Genomic DNA, 19820 nt, shown 5'->3' with positions numbered 1-19820 from the left:
TCTTCCTTTCTGGCACCCCGGCAGGGGTGCGGGACTCCGGGGCCAGCGGGAACCGACGCGTCCTGAACCCCTGCCGGGGTTCTTGAAGAAATGGGGGGGCTGCTGTCCGGTGGTATCGCTGCGCTCACCCACCGGCTAATGTCCTGCATCCCTCCGGGATGCCCAAGACTTTCGCTTTCGGCCATTTCCACGTTTGGCAGAGAAAAACCAGCGGCTTGGAGCGCGGAAGAATACGTCCACTTCATTAGCAGCGAAGCGCGGCAATCTCGTTCCCGCCAACGCCCCGGCCGGCGCGGCAATCTTTTTTTCCCTCGTTTCCTGGCAAAAGGTGGGAACGAGGGCAAAACCAAAGACAAGGCCGGCGGGACGCCGGCGCTACGGTGCCACGACCCGCCGGTCTTCCCCGTAGCGCCGGCGTCCCGCCGGCCTTGTCTTCCCTCCCCTCCCCGCCATGATTCCCATAATTCCCCAGCCCCAAAAAAAGGGACTTGACAACCGACCGAGATTGTAGTAAAGTCTTAGTACAATCTTGGCGCCGGAGAAAAACTTATGATCCTGCACATCGCTCCAAAGGACGGCACGCCGATCTACGTGCAGATCGTCAACCAGATCAAGCGGCTGGTCGCCACGGGCCAGCTGCGGCCCCATGAGGAACTCCCCCCGGTGAGGGTGCTGGCCGCGCAACTGCTGATCAACCCGAACACGGTTGCGCGCGCCTACCGGGAGCTGGAGTCGGCGGGGGTGGTCACCACGCGGATCGGCGCGGGGACCTATGTGGCGGAGGGGGGCTCGCCCCTGGCGCACCGGGAACGGCTGCGCCTGCTTTCGGACCGGGTGGACGGCCTGCTGGTGGAGGCGGACCATCTTAATTTCACGCTGGAAGAAGTGGTCGAACTGATGCGCGCGCGCTCGGAGGCGCTGCGGGGACGAAAGGAAGGTCACCATGACGACAACGCCTGAAAACACGACGGGACCGGTGGTCGAGGTGCGGGGACTGGTCCGGCACTTCAAGCAGAAAATCGCCCTGGACGGCGTCAGTCTGGACGTGCCGCCGGGGGTGGTCTTCGGGCTGGTGGGCGAGAACGGCGCGGGCAAAACCACGCTGATCCGCCATCTGCTCGGCCTGATGCGGGCGGCGGCGGGGACGGTGCGGGTGTTCGGCCGCGACCCGGTGGAGGACCCCGTGGGGGTGCTGTCGCGGCTGGGCTATCTGTCGGAGGACCGCGACCTGCCGCCGTGGATGCGGGTGGACGAGCTGATCGGCTACTCGCGGGCCTTCTACCCGGCGTGGGACGACGCCTACGCGGAGCGCCTGCGCAAGCTGTTCGGCCTGGACCCGGCGTCGCGGATCCGCACGCTGAGCCGGGGCGAGAAGGCGAAGGCGGGGCTGCTGGCCGCGCTGGCCTACCGTCCCGAGCTGCTGCTGCTGGACGAGCCGTCGTCGGGGCTGGACCCGGCGGTGCGGCAGGACATCCTGGAGGCGATCCTGCGGGACGTGGTGAGCGAGGGGCGCACGGTGCTGTTCTCGTCGCACCTGCTGGACGAGATTGAGCGGGTGGCCGACGTGGTCGCCATGATCCACCACGGGCGGGTGGTGCTCCACGGCCCGCTGGACACGGTGAAGGCGGCGCACACGCGCCTCACCGTCCGCTTTGTGGAAAACCGCACCGAGCTGCCCGAGATGGCGGGGGTGATCGAGGCGAACGGCCTCGGCCGCGACTGGACGCTGGTCTGCGAGGGCGACCCGGAGTCCGTGCGCGCCCAGGCCGCCGCGCTGGGCGGCGAAATCACGGGCCAGCGCTCGCCGTCGCTGGAGGAGATTTTCGTGGCGCGGGTCCACGGGCGCCGCGGCGCGGAAACGTGGGCGGACGCCGCCCGCGCGGGGAGGGTCTGACCATGGGCGTCATGGCAACCCGCCGCATCCCGCCGCAGACGGCGGTGGTGTGGGAGCAGCTCCGAAGTTACGGGGCCTTCACGGTGACCATGGTCGTCGTGGGCCTCGTGGGCGCGCTGGCGCTGCTGGTCAATTACCGGCTGGGGTCCGTCAGTTTCCGCGACGTGCTCACCATCTACGACGGCTACCGCGTCCTGGTGTTCGTCGCCATGGCGCTGCTGCTGTCCATCAGCCACAATCCGGACAACGCGCGGATGGCCTTTCCCCTGCGGCTGTTCCGCCTGCCCCTGCCCACGGAGACCCTGGCCGCGCTGGTGCTGGGCAGCCGCCTGCTGCTGCTGTCCGCCCTGTGGGCCGCGCTGCTGCTCTTCCGCATCGTGCTGATGGAGGCGCCCGACCGCTTTGGGATCGAGGGGTTCCACCTGTGCCTGGGGCTGGCCTGGTACACGGGCTTCCAGTCGGGCACCTGGTTCGCCGCCGGGCGCAACGTGTGGCTCTGGGGCGCGTGGGTGGTGCCCCTGGGGGCCGTGGCGGTCATGATCCTCGAGAACCGGAGCATCCGGGGCGGGCATTTCGACGCGCCGGAGTTCTGCGGGATTCTGGTCGCCGTGCTGGGCCTTCTGGCGCTCCAGGCCATCCGGGCCGTGCGCTTCCACCGGTGCCGCAGCCTCGACGAGGAGAAGGTCGGCTTCCGCGACGTCCTCCGGCCGCAGCACCGCCTGCGCCGCGCGCAGGGGGCCCTCGTCTTTGAGAACCCCCTCGACGCGCAGGCGTGGTTCCTGCGGCGGCGCTACCATCAGGGCCGGAAATGGGTCTTCGCCTTCGCGGCGCTGGGCGCGGTGTACTGCAAACTGATCACCCACGTCGAGGGCGTCTACCTCCAGGAGGTGGCCCTGCCGCTGGTCCTGATCCCCGCGGGCTGCGTCTTCCTGCTCGCCCTGTACTGGCAGGTGGCCGACGCCTATTTGGGCCGGTCCGGGGGCATGACCTTCCAACTGGTCCGGCCCTTCTCCAGCACGGACTGCGCCCGGGCGCGGCTCCTGGTCGCGTCGCGGCAGGTGCTGTGGGACCTCTGCGTCGCGGCGGGGCTGCCGCTGCTGGTGATGTGGATGGTGCCGCCCCTGCCCACGATCCTGTATCCCGCGGCCTGGCCCCTGGCGCTGGCGGGGTTTCACAGCCAGTTCGGCATGAGCGCCCTGCGGGCGGCCGGGCTGCTGGTGCTGGCCGCGTGGGTTCTCCGCGCGCTGCCGCCCGACGCGGCCGCGAAGGCAGTCGCGGCCTTCTTCGGCCCCGTCATCGTCGTCGCGCTGCTCGCGGTGTACAGCCTTCTTGAGCGGGCGGAGGAGGACAATGTCTGGCTGATAACCATGTGCGTGGTCGGCACGCTGCTGATCCTCCTCTTTCTGCGCACGTTCTGGTCCGCGCTCCGTCTCGGGCTGATTAACCGCTGGGTGGCCGGGCTGGCGGCGGCCGCGGCGCTGGCCCTCGCGGGGTTCTACTATCTGGACGTGGCGGAACTCCTGAACGGCGCGTCCGTCCTGGACACAGACGACCAGCACTGGCGTCTCTGGAGCAGTACGAAGACGGCGGTGAACCCCTGGCTGGCCAACGCCCTGTTCATGGCGGGTCTGGCCGGGCTGGCGGCGCTGCCCTTCGCCGCCGGCCCCCTCCAGTGGCGCCGCTGGCGTCACGGCGCCGGGAAGGACGCGGCGGGGTCCCTGTCCCCTGCGGGCGGGGAAGGCACCGCGGAGTTCCTGCGGCGTTTCCTGCCCGCGCCCCTGGGGCTGGCGGGGGTCTTGGCGGTCCTGTGGGTGGCCGGGGCGTGGTATCACGCCCACCGGGACGACTATCTGCCCCGGGTTTCCGGCGAGCGCAGAAGCCTGGAGTCGCTGATGGCCGAGGCGTCCCGGGTGCCCGCCGAAGAGAACGCCACGCCGCGCTACCGGGAGGCCGTGCGCGCCGCCGTCGCCCTGGTGCAAACCCAGTTTCCGAGGGAAGGGGGCCGGTCTGTGACGGAGGACACCTTGTTCAACGTCTGCAACCTCCTGCTTCTCGACAAGGGCAACCCCCGGAAGGAAGACCTGTCCCCGGAGAATCTGGTGTGGGTTCGCAACGCGATGGCCGGTCTGGGGCCTGTCCTGGACACGCTGCTGGCGGCCTCCACGCTTCCCAAGGCCACCGGACAATGGTCGTCCCCCCAGGAGGGCTACTATGGGCCGGTGCGGCACTTCGAGACGCACATCGAGCAACTGGCCGCCACGCTCTTCGCCGCGGAGGGGCTGCTCGCCTGCGAGCGGGGGGACGCGCAGCGGGCGGCCCGCATGCTGGAGGGGCTGCTGGGGCTGGCCCGGCAGAATCCGGAAAACTTCGCCTGGGGACAGACCAGACTTAGAGCCTCCTTCTTTGGGATGGCGCTTGACCTGCTGGACCGACTGCTGGCGGGGAACGTGCTGGACTCGGAGACCCTGAGCCGGCTGGACGCCGCCTGGGAAAGGGCTTACACTGCGCCGCACCGGTCCGGACGCCTGTTCCGTTTCCTCTACGAGGACAGGTGCTATGAATGGCCCCGGTGGTACAGCCATTATGGCGATCCCGGATTCGTCGTGCAAGACCCCGTGGAGGGCTACCGCCCGGACCTGATGGAGCGGTGCGCCGCCCCGTGGTACTCCCTGACCGGCCTGGCGGCACAGCAGCGGCTGGCCGTGGCCGGCGAGGCGAACGCATGGGCGCACCTCACCCGCACCCCCGAGGACTGGGAGCGGCTGGATGTGGAGGCCCCGTCCTGGCTGACGTTAAGCCCGGACCACCAGCAGTGGATCATGCTGGACATGGACAGTTTCCGCTTCCAGGGGTCGGGGTATCAGAACATCGCCGCCAGGACGGTGCTGGCGCGGACGGCCATCGCGCTGCGCCTCCACCAGACCCAGACCGGGCGGTTTCCCGAGAGCCTGAAGGAGGTCATGCCCGAGAAGAAACGCAAGGACCCCTGGTACAGGCAGGCAACCCTGACCGACCGGCTCCGGTATGTCCCCATCGGGGGCGGCTGCCTGCTGGAATACAGCACCAGTTCCGGCAACGTGTGGGACTACTCGCGGGGCTGGCGCGACTGGAGCTACTTCACGACAAGTCCGCGCCTGATTCTTCAGCCGGAACCCTGGCAGGCGGCCAGGCAGTGACCGGCGGCCCTTTCCGCCGCGTCCGAAACCCAGCGCCAAGGCCGGACACGGCGGGGAGGGCGGTGTGTCGGTCGGACGGGTCGGACAGGTCCGACAGGTCCGACAGGTCCGACCACCCATCCGACCGATCGGTCCGATCCGACCGATCGGTCCGATGAAGCAGGAACCGCCGCCCGCCCCCGGGCGTGCTATCATGTCCCGGCAAATGGCCCCCAGGCCGGGAGACCCGCACACCGCCATGAAACCGTCCATGCTGTTCGTCATCGGCGCGCCGCGCTCGGGCACCACCATGCTTGAGCGCATGCTGTCGGCGCATTCCATGATCCTCGGCGGGCCGGAGCCCCACCTGCTCACGCCCCTCGCCCATCTCGGCGTGTGGGACAAGGTGGACAAGGCCCCCTACGACCACGTGCTCGCCGCGGAGTCGCAGAAGCTCTTCGTCGCCGGGCTGCCCGGCGGGGAGCAGGACTACTGGGACGCCTGCCGCGCCTACTGCGACACGCTCTACGGGCGGCACCTGGCGGCCAACGGCGCGGGAAAGACGGTCTGCCTCGACAAGACGCCCGCCTACGGGCTCATCCTGCCGTTCATGCAGCGGGTCTTCCCGGACGCGAAATACATCGTGCTGACGCGCCACCCGGTCGCCATGTTCTCTTCCTATGCCAACTCCTTCTTCGACGGCGACTACGCGGCGGCCCACGCCTACAACCCCGTCGTGGAGCGCTACGTGCCCGCGCTGGCCGCCTTCCTGCGCCAGCAGAAGACCCCCTGCTTCCACGTCCGCTACGAGGACCTCGTGAAGGCCCCCGAGGCGTGGTTCGAGAAAATCTGCGCCCACATCGGCGTGCCCTACGAGCCCGAGGCCATCGAGTACGGCAAGGCGGGCGACGACGGCCCCGCGCGCGGCAAGGGCCTCGGCGACCCCATCGGCGTGAAACAGCACACCCGGCCCACCACGGCGTCGGTGAAGAAATGGGTGGCCGAACTGGTCCACGACCCGGCCAAGCGGCGGCTCATGGAGGGCATCATCGCCTCCCTCGACCCGGCGGACCTGGAGACCCTCGGTTATCCGTTGGCGGGCCTGTGGAAACCCCTGCTCGAGGCGGGGGACGGCGTGCCCGCGCCCACCCCGCCCAAACTCGACCGCTACCGCCTCGAGCGCAAGGCCATCCTGCGCCTGCGCGCCCTCGCGCGCGGCAACACCCTCTTCCGCCGCCTCCTCACCAAAGCCCGCCTCGCCTGCGACGTGCTGTTGCGCGAGTAGGCCCCGCCGTTATTTGACCACGGGGTAGGGCACGTCCGCCGTCACGCCCGCGGAATGGTTCTGCGACGTGTCGTACGCGAAGCAGGTGTAGTAATAGGTGTTTCCCTGCGTGAGCGGGTTGGGGTCGTTTTGGGGGCTTTCGGCCCCGCTGTAGACCGCGTCGCCGTCGGTCGGGGTGGCCGGGTAGCCGTCGGTGCTTCGGCGGATCACGACGCCCGCGAAGTCCGCGTCTACGGGGTTGGTCCACGAGAGCTGCACGTAGGGGGCGGCCGCCCCGGCGAGCGCCGCGTCGAACCCCGAGACGTCCCCGGGGGGCGTGGTGTCGCCGGTGGCTTCGGGGATGGCGGACACAGCCCCGGTGCCGCTGGCGTAGTTGGGCATCAGGTCGTAGGTGAAGGCGCGGTAGTAGTATGTTGTGCCGTTTGCCAGGCCCGTGTCGAGGAAGGAGGCGCCCGTTCCCTGGTAGGCCGCGGCGCCGTCGGTGTTGGAGAAGGGCGCGGAGCCCTCCTTGCGCACGATGACCACCCCGGCGAAGTCGGGAGACTCCGGATTGGTCCAGAACACGAGCACCGCGCCGTCGCCGGGCACCGCCGTCAGCCCGGTTGCGTTGGGCGGCGCGGTAATGTCGGACCAGGTGGACGCGAAGGCCTGCGTGCCCGCGTCGTGGTTGCCGTTGCCGTCAAAGGTAAAGGCGGTGTAGTAGCACGGGGTGGAGGCGGGGAAGACGCCGTCGTAGTGCGAGGTGCCGTTTCCGTTCACCACCATGGTCCCGTCCGTCGGGGAGGCGGGGAACCGGTCGTTGCGGCGCATGATCCGGACGTAGCTGAAGTCGCCCCCCGGATTCGTCCAGCCGAGCATGATGATGTCCTTGTGCGGCACGGCGGTGAACCCGGTGACCGGGCCGGGCGGCACGATCTCCGTGAGCGTTGTGGTCAGGGGGATGGAGTTGTTCCTGCGGAAGTGGACCCCGGCGTTGCGGCTCCGGTCGGGCAGGCCGTTCAGCGTGATGTCCACGACGCCGTTCACCGTGACGCCCCGGCCGTGGGCGCCCAGGTTCCCGAAGGCATTCTCCTGGGTCACCGTGACCGCGACGCCGTTCGCCGGCAGCACGACGCGCACCGTGTCGAGCCCCGTCCAGGCCATGGCGGTCGGCTGGGGCAGGGCGCGGGTGTGCGGGTTCTCCGTCCAGAGGGGCAGCGTGGGGTCGCCGAAGAGGTGCCACATCAGCGCCTCGTCGCGCACCTCGTTCGCCCCGACATAGTCCATCTTGCCCTGCATGCTGGCCAGGTACGCCTTGCCGTGGCGGAGCATGTCGCCCATGCGGGGGGTGGGGGAAAGATTGACGAAGTTCGGGACAAGTTCGGGCCAGACCGCGTCGAGGAAGCCCAGCAGCAGGACGCTGTTCGCGTTGCTGGGGCTGTTGCGCACGTCGCCGAAAACGGCGATGGCGCCGCCGTCGTCGTCCCGGAGCAGGCGCTCCGTCAGCAGCTCAAAGTCCGCCGGAATCCCGAAATGGCCGCCCGACGTCTCATCGTCGAACATGCTGCTGGCGCAGTTCACGCTGAACACCACGGGGAACAGCGGCGCGTTGGCGGTCTTGAGGTCCGACGCGCCGGGGTCGTCGCCGTAGACGTTGGACCAGCGGAACCACGGGTGCTCCCATGCGCCCGGGGAGCCGTGGTCGCGGTGGACGACCATGAACCGGCCCGCGTTGAACGCGTTGACGACGTTTGTCGTGGTGGCGTTCCAGGAGAAGTTGCTCCGCAGGTCGTCCGGCAGGCTGTCGCCGTCGAAGTAGTACCTCGGTGTCGCGGGCAGCGTGTACTCCGCGTCCACCGTCTTGGTGTATAAACGGTCCACGGTCTTGCCGCGGCCGTTCATGACGTTGCGGATGCGCTCGCTCACCCAGATGAAGGTGCGCTGGTCCACCCCCGCCGTCGTGGTCTCCTTGTTGCAGCACTGGAACTGCGACGCGATGGACGCGCGGGAGTAGTAGTCCGCGCTGTCCGGCGGCGCCGTCTCATAGGCGATAATCCGGTCCACCATCCGGTCGGCCTCATCCAGGGTGTCCAGCGGCAGACGCCCCACCGCCAGGTCTGGCAGGAGCGCGGTCGCGGGGTCCTGGTCCACCACCGCGTAGATCCAGTCCGTGCCGATGGTGGGGCTGCCGATGCTCTCCTCATCCTGCCACGGCGCGTAGTACGCCGGGGGGAGGTACTCCGCGTCGCCGAACAGCAGGACATAGCCGGGCCGCGGCGCGGCCGACGCGTATTCCGCCTCGATGAGCTCGTCAATCTCCGCCGGGGTGTCGGGGCCGGGCCCCACGCCGTCGCCCGCGGCAAACACGCGGGTGACCACGCCGATGCCGTTTTTGTGCTCCGCCAGCCGGTCGGCCGCCTCGCGAAGCTCCGGGGGCGCCAGAATCATCAGCTCCTCGCCCTGGATGCCCGCCACGATGGGAAGGTGCTGCAGGCCGCCCTCCACCACGCCCCAGTTGGCGAGGCTGCCCAGCACGGGGTCCTCCTGGGCCTCCAGCAGGTCCGCCAGATCGCGGATCCCGAACTGCCCCGAACCGCCCGTGAATCCGAGATGCACGTTGACGGCGGCAAACAGTTCGAGGGACTCCGACGCGGGCGCATACTGCCCCCCGGCCACCTCCACCTGGAACACGCGGAGCCCCTTGACCCGTCCGGCGTCCCGCACGGACACCACCTCCGCCGGGTAGGGGTCCGCGGAGGCATAGGCCGCCGCGTCCAGGGTGAAGGGCGGCGTCGCGTAGAAGTCCACGGCATCCATGGTCTCCGGCTGGCCGGGCCACAGGTTCATCCGGATGGTCTCGGCGGGCTCCGTCTCCCAGGCCACCGTCACCCCGGCGCCCTCGGGCACCGCGATGAGCGCCGTCGCGCCCGGCACCAGGGGACGGCCCGGCGCGCCCGACAGGGGCGGCAGCCCGGGAAGAGCCGACTTGGTGAAGGCAAACTCCCCCACCCTCGCCGTGGCGAGCAGCGGCTCGCCGAAGGCCGCCTTGAGGGCGACTCCCGCCGTGTCCGTGACCCCCGGATCCGTCTCCAGCGAGACGGGAAGGTCCACGCGGGCGAAGCCCGGACAGTCGTCCTTGGCCGGAGAGCCCAGGGCCACGGCGCGGCGGAGCATGCGCCCCTCGTTGAAAAGCTGCTCGCAGACCGGCGCGGCCGCGCCCGACCGCAGTTCCTGCACCGCGCCGCCGAATTCGGCCAGTTTCCCCCCCGCGCCGCACGCGTCGCCGCCGTCGGCCAGCGCGTTGGCGTCGTCCAGCAGCTGCAGCAGCCGCTGCTGCTGGTCGGCGTCGAAAACGCCCGCCGTCCGCACCGCGTCCCCCAGGGCGGTGAAATCGCCCGTGAGCACCGCCGCGGGCGTCGCCGACGCCTGCACCCCGCTCGACCAGTTGCCTGTGTGGTCCACGGCGAACGCCGCATAGTAGTACAGCGTTCCGTTGGCCAGCCCCGTGTCCGCCACCGCGCCGTCCAGCCCCTCATACACCAGGTCCCCCTCCTCAGGGCCCGCGGGATAGCCGGTCGTCGCCCGCCTCACCCGCACGGACTGGAGGTCGCCGTCCGCCGGGTTCGTCCACGCCAGGTCCACCCGCGCCTCCCCCGCCATCGCGGCGAATTCCGTCGGATTGCCCGGCGCCGTCCGGTCCTTGCATCCGCCGCCCAGCAGCAGCGCCGCCCCAACCGCCAGAAAAATAACCCGCCCGGCCGCGTGACCCATGAGACTCCCTTTCATGACCGTTCCCGCCGGGTTCCTCCCCCGTGCAAGGCAGGGCCCGAAACCCGCTGAATTGTACCACGCGGTCCCGTGTTCCCCGGGAAGAGGGCGCAGCAAACGGCGCCCCTGCTTGGCCATGTCTCGGGCGCAGACGAAGACACCGGGCAATCCCCTTGTGGGGGCGCCGCTTGCCGCGCCCTGGAGCGGACGCGTAGACCGTCGCCTATCCGGCGATCCGGGATCCTTCGGGTTCTTGACATTGCGGGGCGGGTGCGGCGACAATCACCCCCAAGGTGATCTGCATCAGGTGGGAGCAATCTATTGGCGGCAAACCGGAACCAGAATCTGCTGCTCGGACTGATTGCCGTCCATGAGGGCAAGATTTCCGCGCAGGAGATGGCGAGTTTCGCCTATGACTGCCAGCTGCACGGGAAGGATCTGGGCGAGAGCCTGGTGGCGCAGGGCCTGGTTACGGAGGCCGAGCGCGGGGAACTGGTGGAGAAGGCGGCGAAGGCCCTGGAGGAGCATGGCGGCAAAGTGGCCGCAGCCATCTCGGCCCTCTGGCGCGCCGTGCCGGCCCAGGTGTCTGTCCGGGCGCAAACCCTGCCGGACACGGCGACGGATTTCCCCGCCAAAGACGGCACGGGCGACTTCCCCGTCGGGGACACCAGCGCGGCCGCGACGGCGGCAGGCGGGGCGTCCGTGTTTGAAACCGTGGGGGGCGGCGGGACCTTCGCCTCCCCCGTGTCCGCGAAACCCGCCGCGCCCACGCGGGTCTCCGCCGGAGCGGGCGGAGCGCCGCGCTCCGTGCCCGCCGTGGAGGAGCACCCGGGCCGCTACAGGGAGCTGCGCACCTTCGCGAAGGGCGGCATGGGCCGCATCGTGCTGGTCCACGACACGCACCTTGGCCGCGATGTGGCGTTCAAGCAGCTGCTGCCGGAGTTGAGCGGCCAGATAGCCGGCCTTTCCGGCGGGCCGACGGCGCCGGGCCTCGCGGCGCGCTTCGTGCAGGAGGCGCGGATCACGGGCCAGCTCGAGCATCCGTCCATCATCCCGGTCCACGAAATGGGCTACCGGGAGGACGGGTCGCTGTACTACACCATGCGCTTCGTGCGCGGGAAGTCGCTGGAGGCGGAGATCGAGGCGCGGCCCCGGCTGGAGGACCGCCTGCGGCTGCTGCCGCATTTCCTGGACCTCTGCCACGCGGTCGCCTACGCCCACAGCCGGGGCGTGATCCACCGCGACCTCAAGCCGCTGAACGTGCTGGTCGGGGAGTTCGGCGAGACGGTGGTGATTGACTGGGGCATCGCCAAGGCGAAAGACACGAACGACATGAACGCGGGGGACCTCCGCGCGGCGGCGCAGATCCTGCGCGAGGTGGAGACGGGCGACACGATGCAGACGGCCTACGGCCAGACCATCGGCTCGCCCATGTACATGTCGCCGGAGCAGGCCGCGGGCGCGCTGGACGCGATAGACGAGCGGTCGGACGTCTACGGGCTGGGGGCGGTGCTCTACGCGATCCTCACGGGCCGCCCGCCCTATCACGGGCTGTCGCTCCGCGAGTTCCTGGAGCGCGTGGCCGCGTTTCCCCCGAAGCCCGCGGGGCAGCTCGAAAAGAACGCGCCGAAGGAGCTGGCGGCGGTGTGCGCGCGGGCCATGGCCCGCGCCCCGGAGGAGCGCTACGCCACGGCCCGCGAGTTGGCGGAAGAGATCGGGCAGTACCTTTCCGGCGGGCTGGTCAGCGCCCACACCTACGCCTTCCACGAGCTGGCGCGGCGCTTCGTCCGCCGCTACCGCACCGTGCTCTCCACCGCCGCGGCCGCCGCCGTGCTCCTGCTGGCGCTGGGCGTGTACTCCTACGTCCGGGTGCGGTCCGAGCGCGACTTCGCGCTGGCGCAGCAGCGGACGGCGGAGGAGGAGCGCGCGCGCGCGCAGGAGGCGCGGGACGAGGCGGAGTCCGCCCGGAGCGCCGCCGACACCGAGCGCGCCCGCGCGGAGCGGGAGCTGTATTTCGCCAACATCGCCCTGGCGCGGCGCGCTTTCGACGAGACGCGCGTGGGCCAGGGGCGCAGGCTGCTGGAAAGCGCCCCGGCGGCGTTCCGCGACTGGGAGTGGGGTTTCCTCATGCGCCAGGCGGCGGGCGAGCGCCTCGCGCTGAACACGGGCGGCATCTTCCTTGCCTGGTCCGCCGACGGCGCGCGCCTCGCCACCCTGCGGCCCAACGGCACCCTCACCCTGAACAACGCGGCCGACGGCGCGGCCCTGGGCGTGCCGCTGGACAAGGCGGGCTTTGGCGTGGCGGGCGCGGCGGACGCGGCGGGGAACCGCTTTGCCGTCGCCTCGCCGAAATCGGTCTTTGTGTGGGACTGGGCCCGGAACGAAAAGGTCTTCGAGTTCAACGAGGCCGGGGCGGCGCGGAGCCGGTATTTCGTCAGCCTGTCCGCCGACGGGTCCACCGTGGCGGCGCTCAACACGGACAAGGTGCTGCGCGTCTGGCATGTGGACACGGGGGAGATTGTTTTCGAGCGGCCGACCCCCTCCCAGATGGGGTTTCACATGCAGCTCTCGCCCCGGGGCGATCTGCTCCTCTGCTCCGCCGCCGGCGAAGGCGCGGGGCCGCGCGCCGTGGAGGTGCTGCGGATGCCCGACGGCGCGGCGGCGGGGGTGTTCACCCTGGGCGACGTGGCGTCGGCGCGGGCGTCGGCCTTCAGCCCCGACGGCGCGATGGTCTGCCTCGCCTCCGACACGGGCTGCGAGGTCCGCGCCACCGCGGACTGGAAAAGCCTCGCGGTCCTCTCCGGCGCCTTCTCCCTGCCCGACTGCGCCGCCTTCAGCCCCGACGGGGCCTGGCTGGCGGCGGGCGACGGCGTGGGCGACCTGATCCTCTGGAACACGGCGACCGGCGCCGAGACGCGGGTGGCCAAGGCGCATCTGGACAGCATCCGCGCCGTGGCCTGGTCGCCCGACGGGCGGCGCGTGGTCACGGCGGGCTTTGACCGCGCCGCCCACCTGTGGGACGCGGCGACGTCCCAGCGCCTGCACACCTTCAAGGGCCACGACCGCTCCCTGCTGGCCGCGGCCTTCAGCCCCGACGGCAAGACCCTGGCCACCGGCTCCTTCGACGGCGCCGCGCTGCTGTGGGACCTCACCGAGGAGCTGCGCTACGCCGCCCCGCGCACGGCGGCCTTCCACCCCGGCGCGGGGCTGGTGGCCGGGGCGCTGCCGGACGAGGTGGCGGTGTGGGACGGCGCGACCCTGCGCCGCCGCGCCACGCTGGAAACGCCGGGGTGCGAGGCCGAGTCGCTGGCCTTCGACCGGGGCGCGGCGCGGGTGGCCGCGGTGCTGCGGAAACGGCCCGGCGCGAACGCGCCCGGCCCGGACCTGCGGCTTGCGGTGTGGAACCTGGAGGCGGACGCGCTGGAGGCGGAGATTCCCCTGTCGTCCGCCGTGGACTGGATGACCTTCTGCGGGAAGGACGACCGCCTGGTCGCCCTGCGCCAGGGCAACCGGGCCGCCGTCCATGCCCTGCCGGAGGGCGCTCTGGTGTGGGAGCAGTCGGGCGCGGTGGAGGCCGCCTGCACCGCCGACGGCGGCCGTCTCGCGGTGTGCGCCCTGCCAAAGAACGGCGCGGGGCAGGACAAGGGGCTCCAGGTGGCGCTCCTTGAGACGGCCACCTGGAAGACCGAGGCCATGCTCCCCGTGAAGACGGAATACACCGCCGGGCTGGCCTTCTCGCCCTCGGGCAAATGGCTCGCCCTGGGCGCGCAGCTCCTCGCCGATGAGGGCTGGAACTGCGGGGCCTTTGTGTGGGACACCGCCCGCCCCGAGGCCGAGCCCGTGTGGCTCGGCGGCCACAACGCCATTGTGGCCTGCGCCGCCTTCAGCCCCCGCGAGGATCTGGTGGTCACGGGCGGCAAGGACGGCGAGCTGGTGGTGTGGCGGTTCCCGGAGGGCGCGCGCGCCTTCCGCGCCGCCGCCCACACCGAGGAGATCCGCAGCGCCGCCTTCAGCCCCGACGGCGCGCGCTTCGCCACCGCCGGGCGCGACGGCTTCTTCAAACTGTGGGACAGCGCCGACGGCCGCGAAATCCTCACCCTCCAGCCCGCGTCGCAGAGCCTCACCAACCGCCGCGACGGCCCCCACCGGGTCGCCTTTAGCGCGGATGGCGCGATGCTGTTCACGCTGACGGAGCCCCACGCCATGCCGCCCCTCCTCGCCCGCGGCATGCTCCCCGCCGAACTGCGGCAGGCCGCCGCGCCAGCACCCCCGGAAGAGGGCACCGACACCCCGGCAGACCGGTAGACACGTCCGGCGGGCCTTGCGCGGCTGGGTTCCGCATTGCTAAGGTGTTCCCTGGTGTCCCGGCCCCGACAACGGAAGGTCTTCCCGATGAAAAAAACGGTTATACTCGCTGCGGGGGCAGTCCTGTTGTGCGCAGTGTCCTTTTTTCTGGGCCGGGCGCTCACCCCGGCCGCGCCTCCGGCAGCCCTTCCCGATCCGGTGGCACCCGCCCCCCCCAGCCGCCCGAACGTGGTCTGGCTGGTGCTGGACGCCTGCCGGTACGACCATCTTTCGAGTTACGGGTATCCGGTCGAGACCTCCCCATTCATTGACCGGATGGCGAAGGCGGGGGTGCTTTTCGAGAACAACTACGCGCAGGGGTTGATGACGCCGCTTTCCGTGCCCTCCTACATCACCGGCCAGTATCTTCCCGCGAACTGCCTGTTCAACGCCTATGGCCGCGGGGTGCCGCGGGTCGGGCCGCCGGACGAGAAATGCGTGTCGGAAATCCTGCGGGAGAACGGGTACGCCACCCTCTTCGCCACGTCCCATCCCGGCATGACGCGGGAAAGCCCCCTGTACCAGTCCTTCGACCAGGCGGCGTTTGTGCCCAGCCGGGACCGTTTTCCCGCGCCGACGCTGTCTGAGATGCTTCCGGCGGTCAGGGAACTCCTGGCCGCGGGCGCCAAGTCCGGCGCGCCGTACTTTCTCCACATCCACTGCATGGAGACGCATTTTCCGCACCGGGGCGAGGGGAAGTGGTCCGCCGACACGTATGTGAGCGACGACATCCGGGACGGCATGCCCCTGGGGCTCATCGGCTGCACGTTCGACGAGGAGGAGAAGGAGTGCATGCGCAACCTGCACGACGCCTCCATTCGCAGCGCGGACCGGGCTTTCGGCGAGCTGCTGGCCCTTCTGGAAAAACGGGGCGACGCGGACAACACCCTTTTCGTCATCACCTCGGACCACGGCGAGCTGCTCGGGGAGGACGGGACGCGCTGGGGGCATGAAATCCACATTGCGGACCCCGTGCTGCGCACCCCGCTGATTCTCGCGGGTCCGGGGCTTCCCGCAGGCGCGCGGGTGTCCGGCCTGACCCGCAGCCTGGACATTCTGCCCACCCTGCTGGACCTCTTGGGCCTGCGCACGGACGCCACCCTGCACGGGGTCAGCCTGATGCCTCTGGTGCGCGGCGAAAAGGCGGAAACCGGCGAGCCCGTCCTGTCGCGGGCGGGCGGCTACGAGGAGGACGTCACCTTCATTCTTGTCAACCGGGAGCACCGCTACGAGTATGTTCTGGACACGGGGGAGGGTCGGGTCTTCGCCGCCGCAGACGCCGAGGGCCGGCTCCTGGATGGGGTCCCCTCCGAAGTGGTGCAGGGCTACCGCGCCACGCTCACGGCAACCTTTATCCCCCTGTGGGAGAGGTATTTGACCTATCTGCGGAGTTTCCAGCTGTATGACTTCCGGAAGGAGTTTAATGCGGACATCGTCTCCCCGCGCGACTTACTGGTGGTGCGGGAGGGCGGCAATGCCGACCCCGCGGACCGTTCGGACAGCCGCTGGACCTTCTCGGAGGGCGCGCTGTGGGCGGCGAATCCGACGGAGAAGGCCCCGCCGATCACGATGACGTTCCCCCTGGACCCGGGCAAATACAGCGTCTGGATCATTCTGAAGGTCATGAGGCCGGACGACGCCCAGCCGGGCAGCTCCCTCACGGTGCAGCTGCCGGGGTCCGCACTCATAGACGCGACCTGGACCCCCCCGCCCCGGGACCACCTGCCTGACAACTACTTCCACGTGGGGGAGGTGCAGGTGGGCGACGGCGGCTGCGCGGTCGCGCTTTCTCCGGGGAGGGAGGATCACTGGTCCGCCTTGCGCGGTGTGAAGTTCTTCCGCCTGGACGGCGGCGTCCTGAACGACGGGGCTTCTCTGTCGATGGAGGAGATTCAGGAGAAGATGCAGGCGCTGGGCTATCTGAACTGACTGCGGGGTCGCCCCCGGTGTTCTCCGCCGCAACCGGCGGGGCTTGCGCGGTTTGATCCGGTCCTGATAAGGTCTTTTTCGACGTTTAGGAGGTTTTTCGTTGCCGGATTCGGAGGCGCTGTGCGTTGCCCCCTCTGAGAACGAAGAGGATTGCCGATGAAGAAGACAGTTGTTCTTGTGGCGGGGGCGGTCATGCTGTGCGCGGCTTCCTTCATCTTGGGGCGGTTTCTTTCCTCCGCGCCGGCCGAAGCCCCGGCCGCACTTCCCGTCCTTGCGGCACCGGCCCCCCCCAGCCCCCCGAACGTGGTCTGGCTGGTGCTGGACGCCTGCCGGTCTGACCATCTTTCGTGCTACGGGTACCCTGTCGAAACGTCGCCGTCCATGGACCGGATCGCGCGGGCCGGGGTCGTCTTCGAGAACAACTACGCTCAGGGCCTGATGACGACGATCTCCGTGCCGTCCTATCTGACCGGACAGCTTCTTCCCACGATGTGCACGACCGACGTCAATGGACGCATCGTGCCGCGGGTGCGGCCTGCGGACGAGAAGTATGTGTCCGAAATTCTTCGGGAGAACGGGTACACAACCCTCTTCGCCGCGTCCCATCCCATCATGACGCAGAACAGCCCCATGTACCAGTCCTTCGACAAGGCGGCGTTCGTGCCCAGCCGGGACCGCTTTCCCGCCCCGCCGCTGTCGGAGATGCTTCCGGCGGTCAAGGATCTGCTGACAACGGGTGTTCGGCCCGGCGCGCCGTACTTCCTCCACATCCACTGCATGGAGACGCATTTTCCGCACCGCGGCGAGGGGAAATGGTCCGCGGACACCTATGTGAGCGACGACATCCGGGACGGCATGCCTGTTGGACTTCTTGGCTGCTCTTTTGACGAGGAGGAAAGGGAGTGCATGCGAAACCTGCACGACGCCTCCATCAGGAGCGCGGACCGGGCTTTCGGCGAGCTGGTGGCGTTCCTGGAGAGCCGGGGCGACGCGGAAAACACCATTTTTGTCATCACTGCTGACCATGGCGAGTTGCTGGGGGAGGACGGGACACGCTGGGGGCATGCGGCGCACATCGCGGACCCGGTGCTCCGCGCGCCGCTGATTCTCTCGGGCCCGGGGCTTCCCGCAGGCATGCGGGTGCCCGGCCTGACCCGGAATATGGACATCCTGCCCACCCTGCTGGACCTCCTGGGCCTGCGCACGGACGCCACCATGCATGGGGTGAGCCTGATGCCCCTCGTGCGGGGCGAGAAGGGAGAGACCGGGGAGCCCGTTCTCGCAAGGGCCAATGGTTATGAGAAGGATGTCGTCTTTGTCCTGGTGAACCGCGAGCACCGCTATGAATACGCCCTGGACACGGGACAGGAGCGGGTCTTTCCCGCGCCGGACGCCGAACGCCGGGAACTGGAGGGGGTTCCCCCTGAGGTCGTTGGGGGATACCGGGAAACCATCACCGGAACGCTTCTTCCCCTGTGGGAACGGTATCTTTCCCATCCCCGGACCTTTCAGTTGCACGACTTCCAGAAAGCCTTCGACCCGGACAGTGTTTCCCCACGGGACGCGCTGCTGGTTCGGGAGGGCGATGCCGGGGACCCCGCAGACCTTACGGACAACCGCTGGTCCCTCTCAAAGGGAGTGCTGTGGTCCGCGAATCCCACAGAGGAAGCCCCGCCCCTGACCATGACCTTTCCGCTGGAATCGGGAAAGTACAGTGCCTGGGTTATCCTGTCGGCCCCGGAGAAGGACAAGGCACCGTCGCCTGTCTCTGTCACGGTGCAGCTTCCGGGGGCCGCGCCCGTGGAGGCGCATTGGGAGCCCCTGCCGAGGGAACCCTTGCTGGACCACTATTTCCCTGTGGGGGAGGTGGCGGTGGGCGATGCCGGCTGTTCGGTCGTGCTTTCTCCGGGCGGGAAAGACCGCTGGTCCGCCGTGGGCGGGGTGAAGTTTTTCCGCGTGGACGGCGGCGTCCTGAAGGACGGGGCGTCTTTGTCCATGGAGGAATTCCAGGAGAACATGCAGGCCCTGGGCTATCTGAACTGACCGCCGGGGCGTGTCCGGATCACCCGAAGCGGAGGAGGTGGTAGTTCTTCTTGCCCGTGCGGACGACGGCGAGCGCCGGCGTGAGCAGGCTGTCCGCGTCCAGTTTCGCGTCCTCGGCGTCCACGCGGCGGCTGTTGAGGTAGAGCCCGCCGTTGCGGATCATGCGCCGCCCCTCGCCCTTGCTCGGGAAGACGCCCGCCTCCGCGAGCATGTCCAGCAGCGTCCTGCCCGCCCCCAGGAGGTCCTTCGGCAGCGTGGTGCTCGGCACATCGTGGAAGATCTCCAGCAGGGTGCGCTCGTCCAGCCCGGAGAGGTCGCCGCCAAACATGGCCTCTGCGGCGCGCTGGGCGCCCTGCAGGGCCTCCTCCCCGTGGACCAGACGCGTGACCTCCTCGGCCAGGCGGCGCTGGGCGGCGCGCTTGTGGGGCTCCTCGCGCGTGAGGCGGTCCAGGTCCTCAATCTCCCCCCGCGTCAGGAAGGTGAAATAGCGCAGGTAGGCCCCCGCGTCTGCGTCCGCCTGGTTGATCCAGAACTGGTAGAAGGCGTAGGGGGAGGTGCGCTCCGGATCAAGCCAGATGTTGCCGCCCTCGGACTTGCCGAACTTCGTGCCGTCGGCCTTGGTGACCAGGGGGAAGGTCATGCCGAAGGTCTCGGCGCCGCAGAGGCGGCGGCTGAGGTCCATGCCCGCCACGATGTTGCCCCACTGGTCGCTGCCGCCGATCTGGAGGCGGCACTCCCGCGTGCGGTACAGGTGCATGAAGTCGTAGGCCTGGAGCAGGCTGTACGAGAACTCCGTGAAGGAGATGCCGTGGTCCCGGTCGGTCAGGCGGTTCTTCACGCTGTCCCGGTTGAGCATCACGTTCACCGAGAAGTGCTTGCCCACGTCCCGCAGGAAGTCAATCAGCGGCAGGGCGCACAGCCAGTCCGCGTTGTTCATCATCGCGGCCGCGTTGTCCCCCTCGAAGGACAGGAAATGCGCCAGCTGGCGGCGGATGCCCTCCGCGTTCAGGTCCACCTGCTCCCGCGTCAGCATGGCGCGCTCCTGCGCCTTGAAGCTCGGGTCGCCGATGAGGCCCGTGCCGCCGCCCACCAGCGGGATGGGCCGGTGCCCCGCCCGCTGAAAATGGGCCAGCCCCATGATCGGGAGCAGGCTGCCGATGTGCAGGCTGTCCGCCGTCGGGTCAAACCCGCAGTACAGCGTGATCTTCTCCTTCGCCAGCACCGTCTCCAGCTCCGGGTGCGTCACCGCGTGCACAAACCCGCGCCAGCGCAGTTCCTCGAAAAGGGTTTCACTACCGCCGTCTGCCGCCATGCCGGGGACTCCTTGGGGTTATATCCGCCCCCGAAGCCTGAAGGGAAGGGGACCGGGGGGACGCGCCACGCGCGCGGCCGGAGTTTAGCAGAATGCGCCCGCCGCGCTCAA

At 69.6% G+C, this 19820-nt stretch carries 9 protein-coding genes; 7 read left to right on the top strand and 2 right to left on the bottom strand.

The features are described from left to right. The first annotated feature begins 549 nt into the window (after positions 1-549). The 4 genes from GXY15_02205 to GXY15_02190 all read left to right on the top strand — a co-directional run bounded on the left by GXY15_02205 (position 550) and on the right by GXY15_02190 (position 6334). The gene (locus GXY15_02205) at positions 550-960 is read left to right on the top strand and encodes a GntR family transcriptional regulator (protein NLV40025.1); all 411 of its coding nucleotides are present in this window, start codon (positions 550-552) and stop codon (positions 958-960) included. Next, entirely contained in the window at positions 944-1894 is a 951-nt protein-coding gene (locus GXY15_02200) for an ABC transporter ATP-binding protein (GenBank protein ID NLV40024.1), read from the top strand. The genes GXY15_02205 and GXY15_02200 overlap by 17 nt, the downstream gene beginning before the upstream one ends. Positions 1895-1896: 2 nt before the next feature. Further along, a complete protein-coding gene (locus tag GXY15_02195; protein ID NLV40023.1) occupies positions 1897-5070 on the top strand; it encodes a hypothetical protein in 3174 nt (1057 codons plus the stop codon). Between the two features lie 238 nt (positions 5071-5308). Continuing rightward, entirely contained in the window at positions 5309-6334 is a 1026-nt protein-coding gene (locus GXY15_02190; GenBank protein ID NLV40022.1) for a sulfotransferase, read from the top strand. A 9-nt stretch (positions 6335-6343) separates the two neighbouring features. Here the strand turns inward: GXY15_02190 and GXY15_02185 are convergent, their stop codons facing one another. Continuing rightward, on the bottom strand, positions 6344-10084 hold the full coding sequence (locus GXY15_02185; GenBank protein ID NLV40021.1) for a hypothetical protein: 3741 nt from the start codon (positions 10082-10084) through the stop codon (positions 6344-6346). 318 nt (positions 10085-10402) lie between these two features. Here GXY15_02185 and GXY15_02180 point away from each other — a divergent pair, with 318 nt between their 5' ends. The 3 genes from GXY15_02180 (at position 10403) to GXY15_02170 (ending at position 18397) form a co-directional block, all read left to right on the top strand. Next, complete coding sequence (locus GXY15_02180; protein ID NLV40020.1) at positions 10403-14386, top strand: protein kinase; 3984 nt, start codon at positions 10403-10405, stop codon at positions 14384-14386. Between the two features lie 87 nt (positions 14387-14473). Further along, the gene (locus GXY15_02175) at positions 14474-16354 is read left to right on the top strand and encodes a sulfatase (GenBank protein NLV40019.1); all 1881 of its coding nucleotides are present in this window, start codon (positions 14474-14476) and stop codon (positions 16352-16354) included. 156 nt (positions 16355-16510) lie between these two features. Beyond that, complete coding sequence (locus GXY15_02170) at positions 16511-18397, top strand: sulfatase (GenBank protein NLV40018.1); 1887 nt, start codon at positions 16511-16513, stop codon at positions 18395-18397. 19 nt (positions 18398-18416) lie between these two features. Here the strand turns inward: GXY15_02170 and GXY15_02165 are convergent, their stop codons facing one another. After that, positions 18417-19709, bottom strand: coding sequence for a tyrosine--tRNA ligase (locus GXY15_02165; GenBank protein NLV40017.1), 1293 nt, complete (start codon positions 19707-19709; stop codon positions 18417-18419). Positions 19710-19820 lie beyond the last annotated feature (111 nt).

The sequence above is a fragment of the Candidatus Hydrogenedentota bacterium genome, from assembly GCA_012730045.1.
GTDB lineage: Bacteria > Hydrogenedentota > Hydrogenedentia > Hydrogenedentales > CAITNO01 > JAAYBR01.
This window is presented reverse-complemented; position numbering and strand designations above follow the sequence as displayed.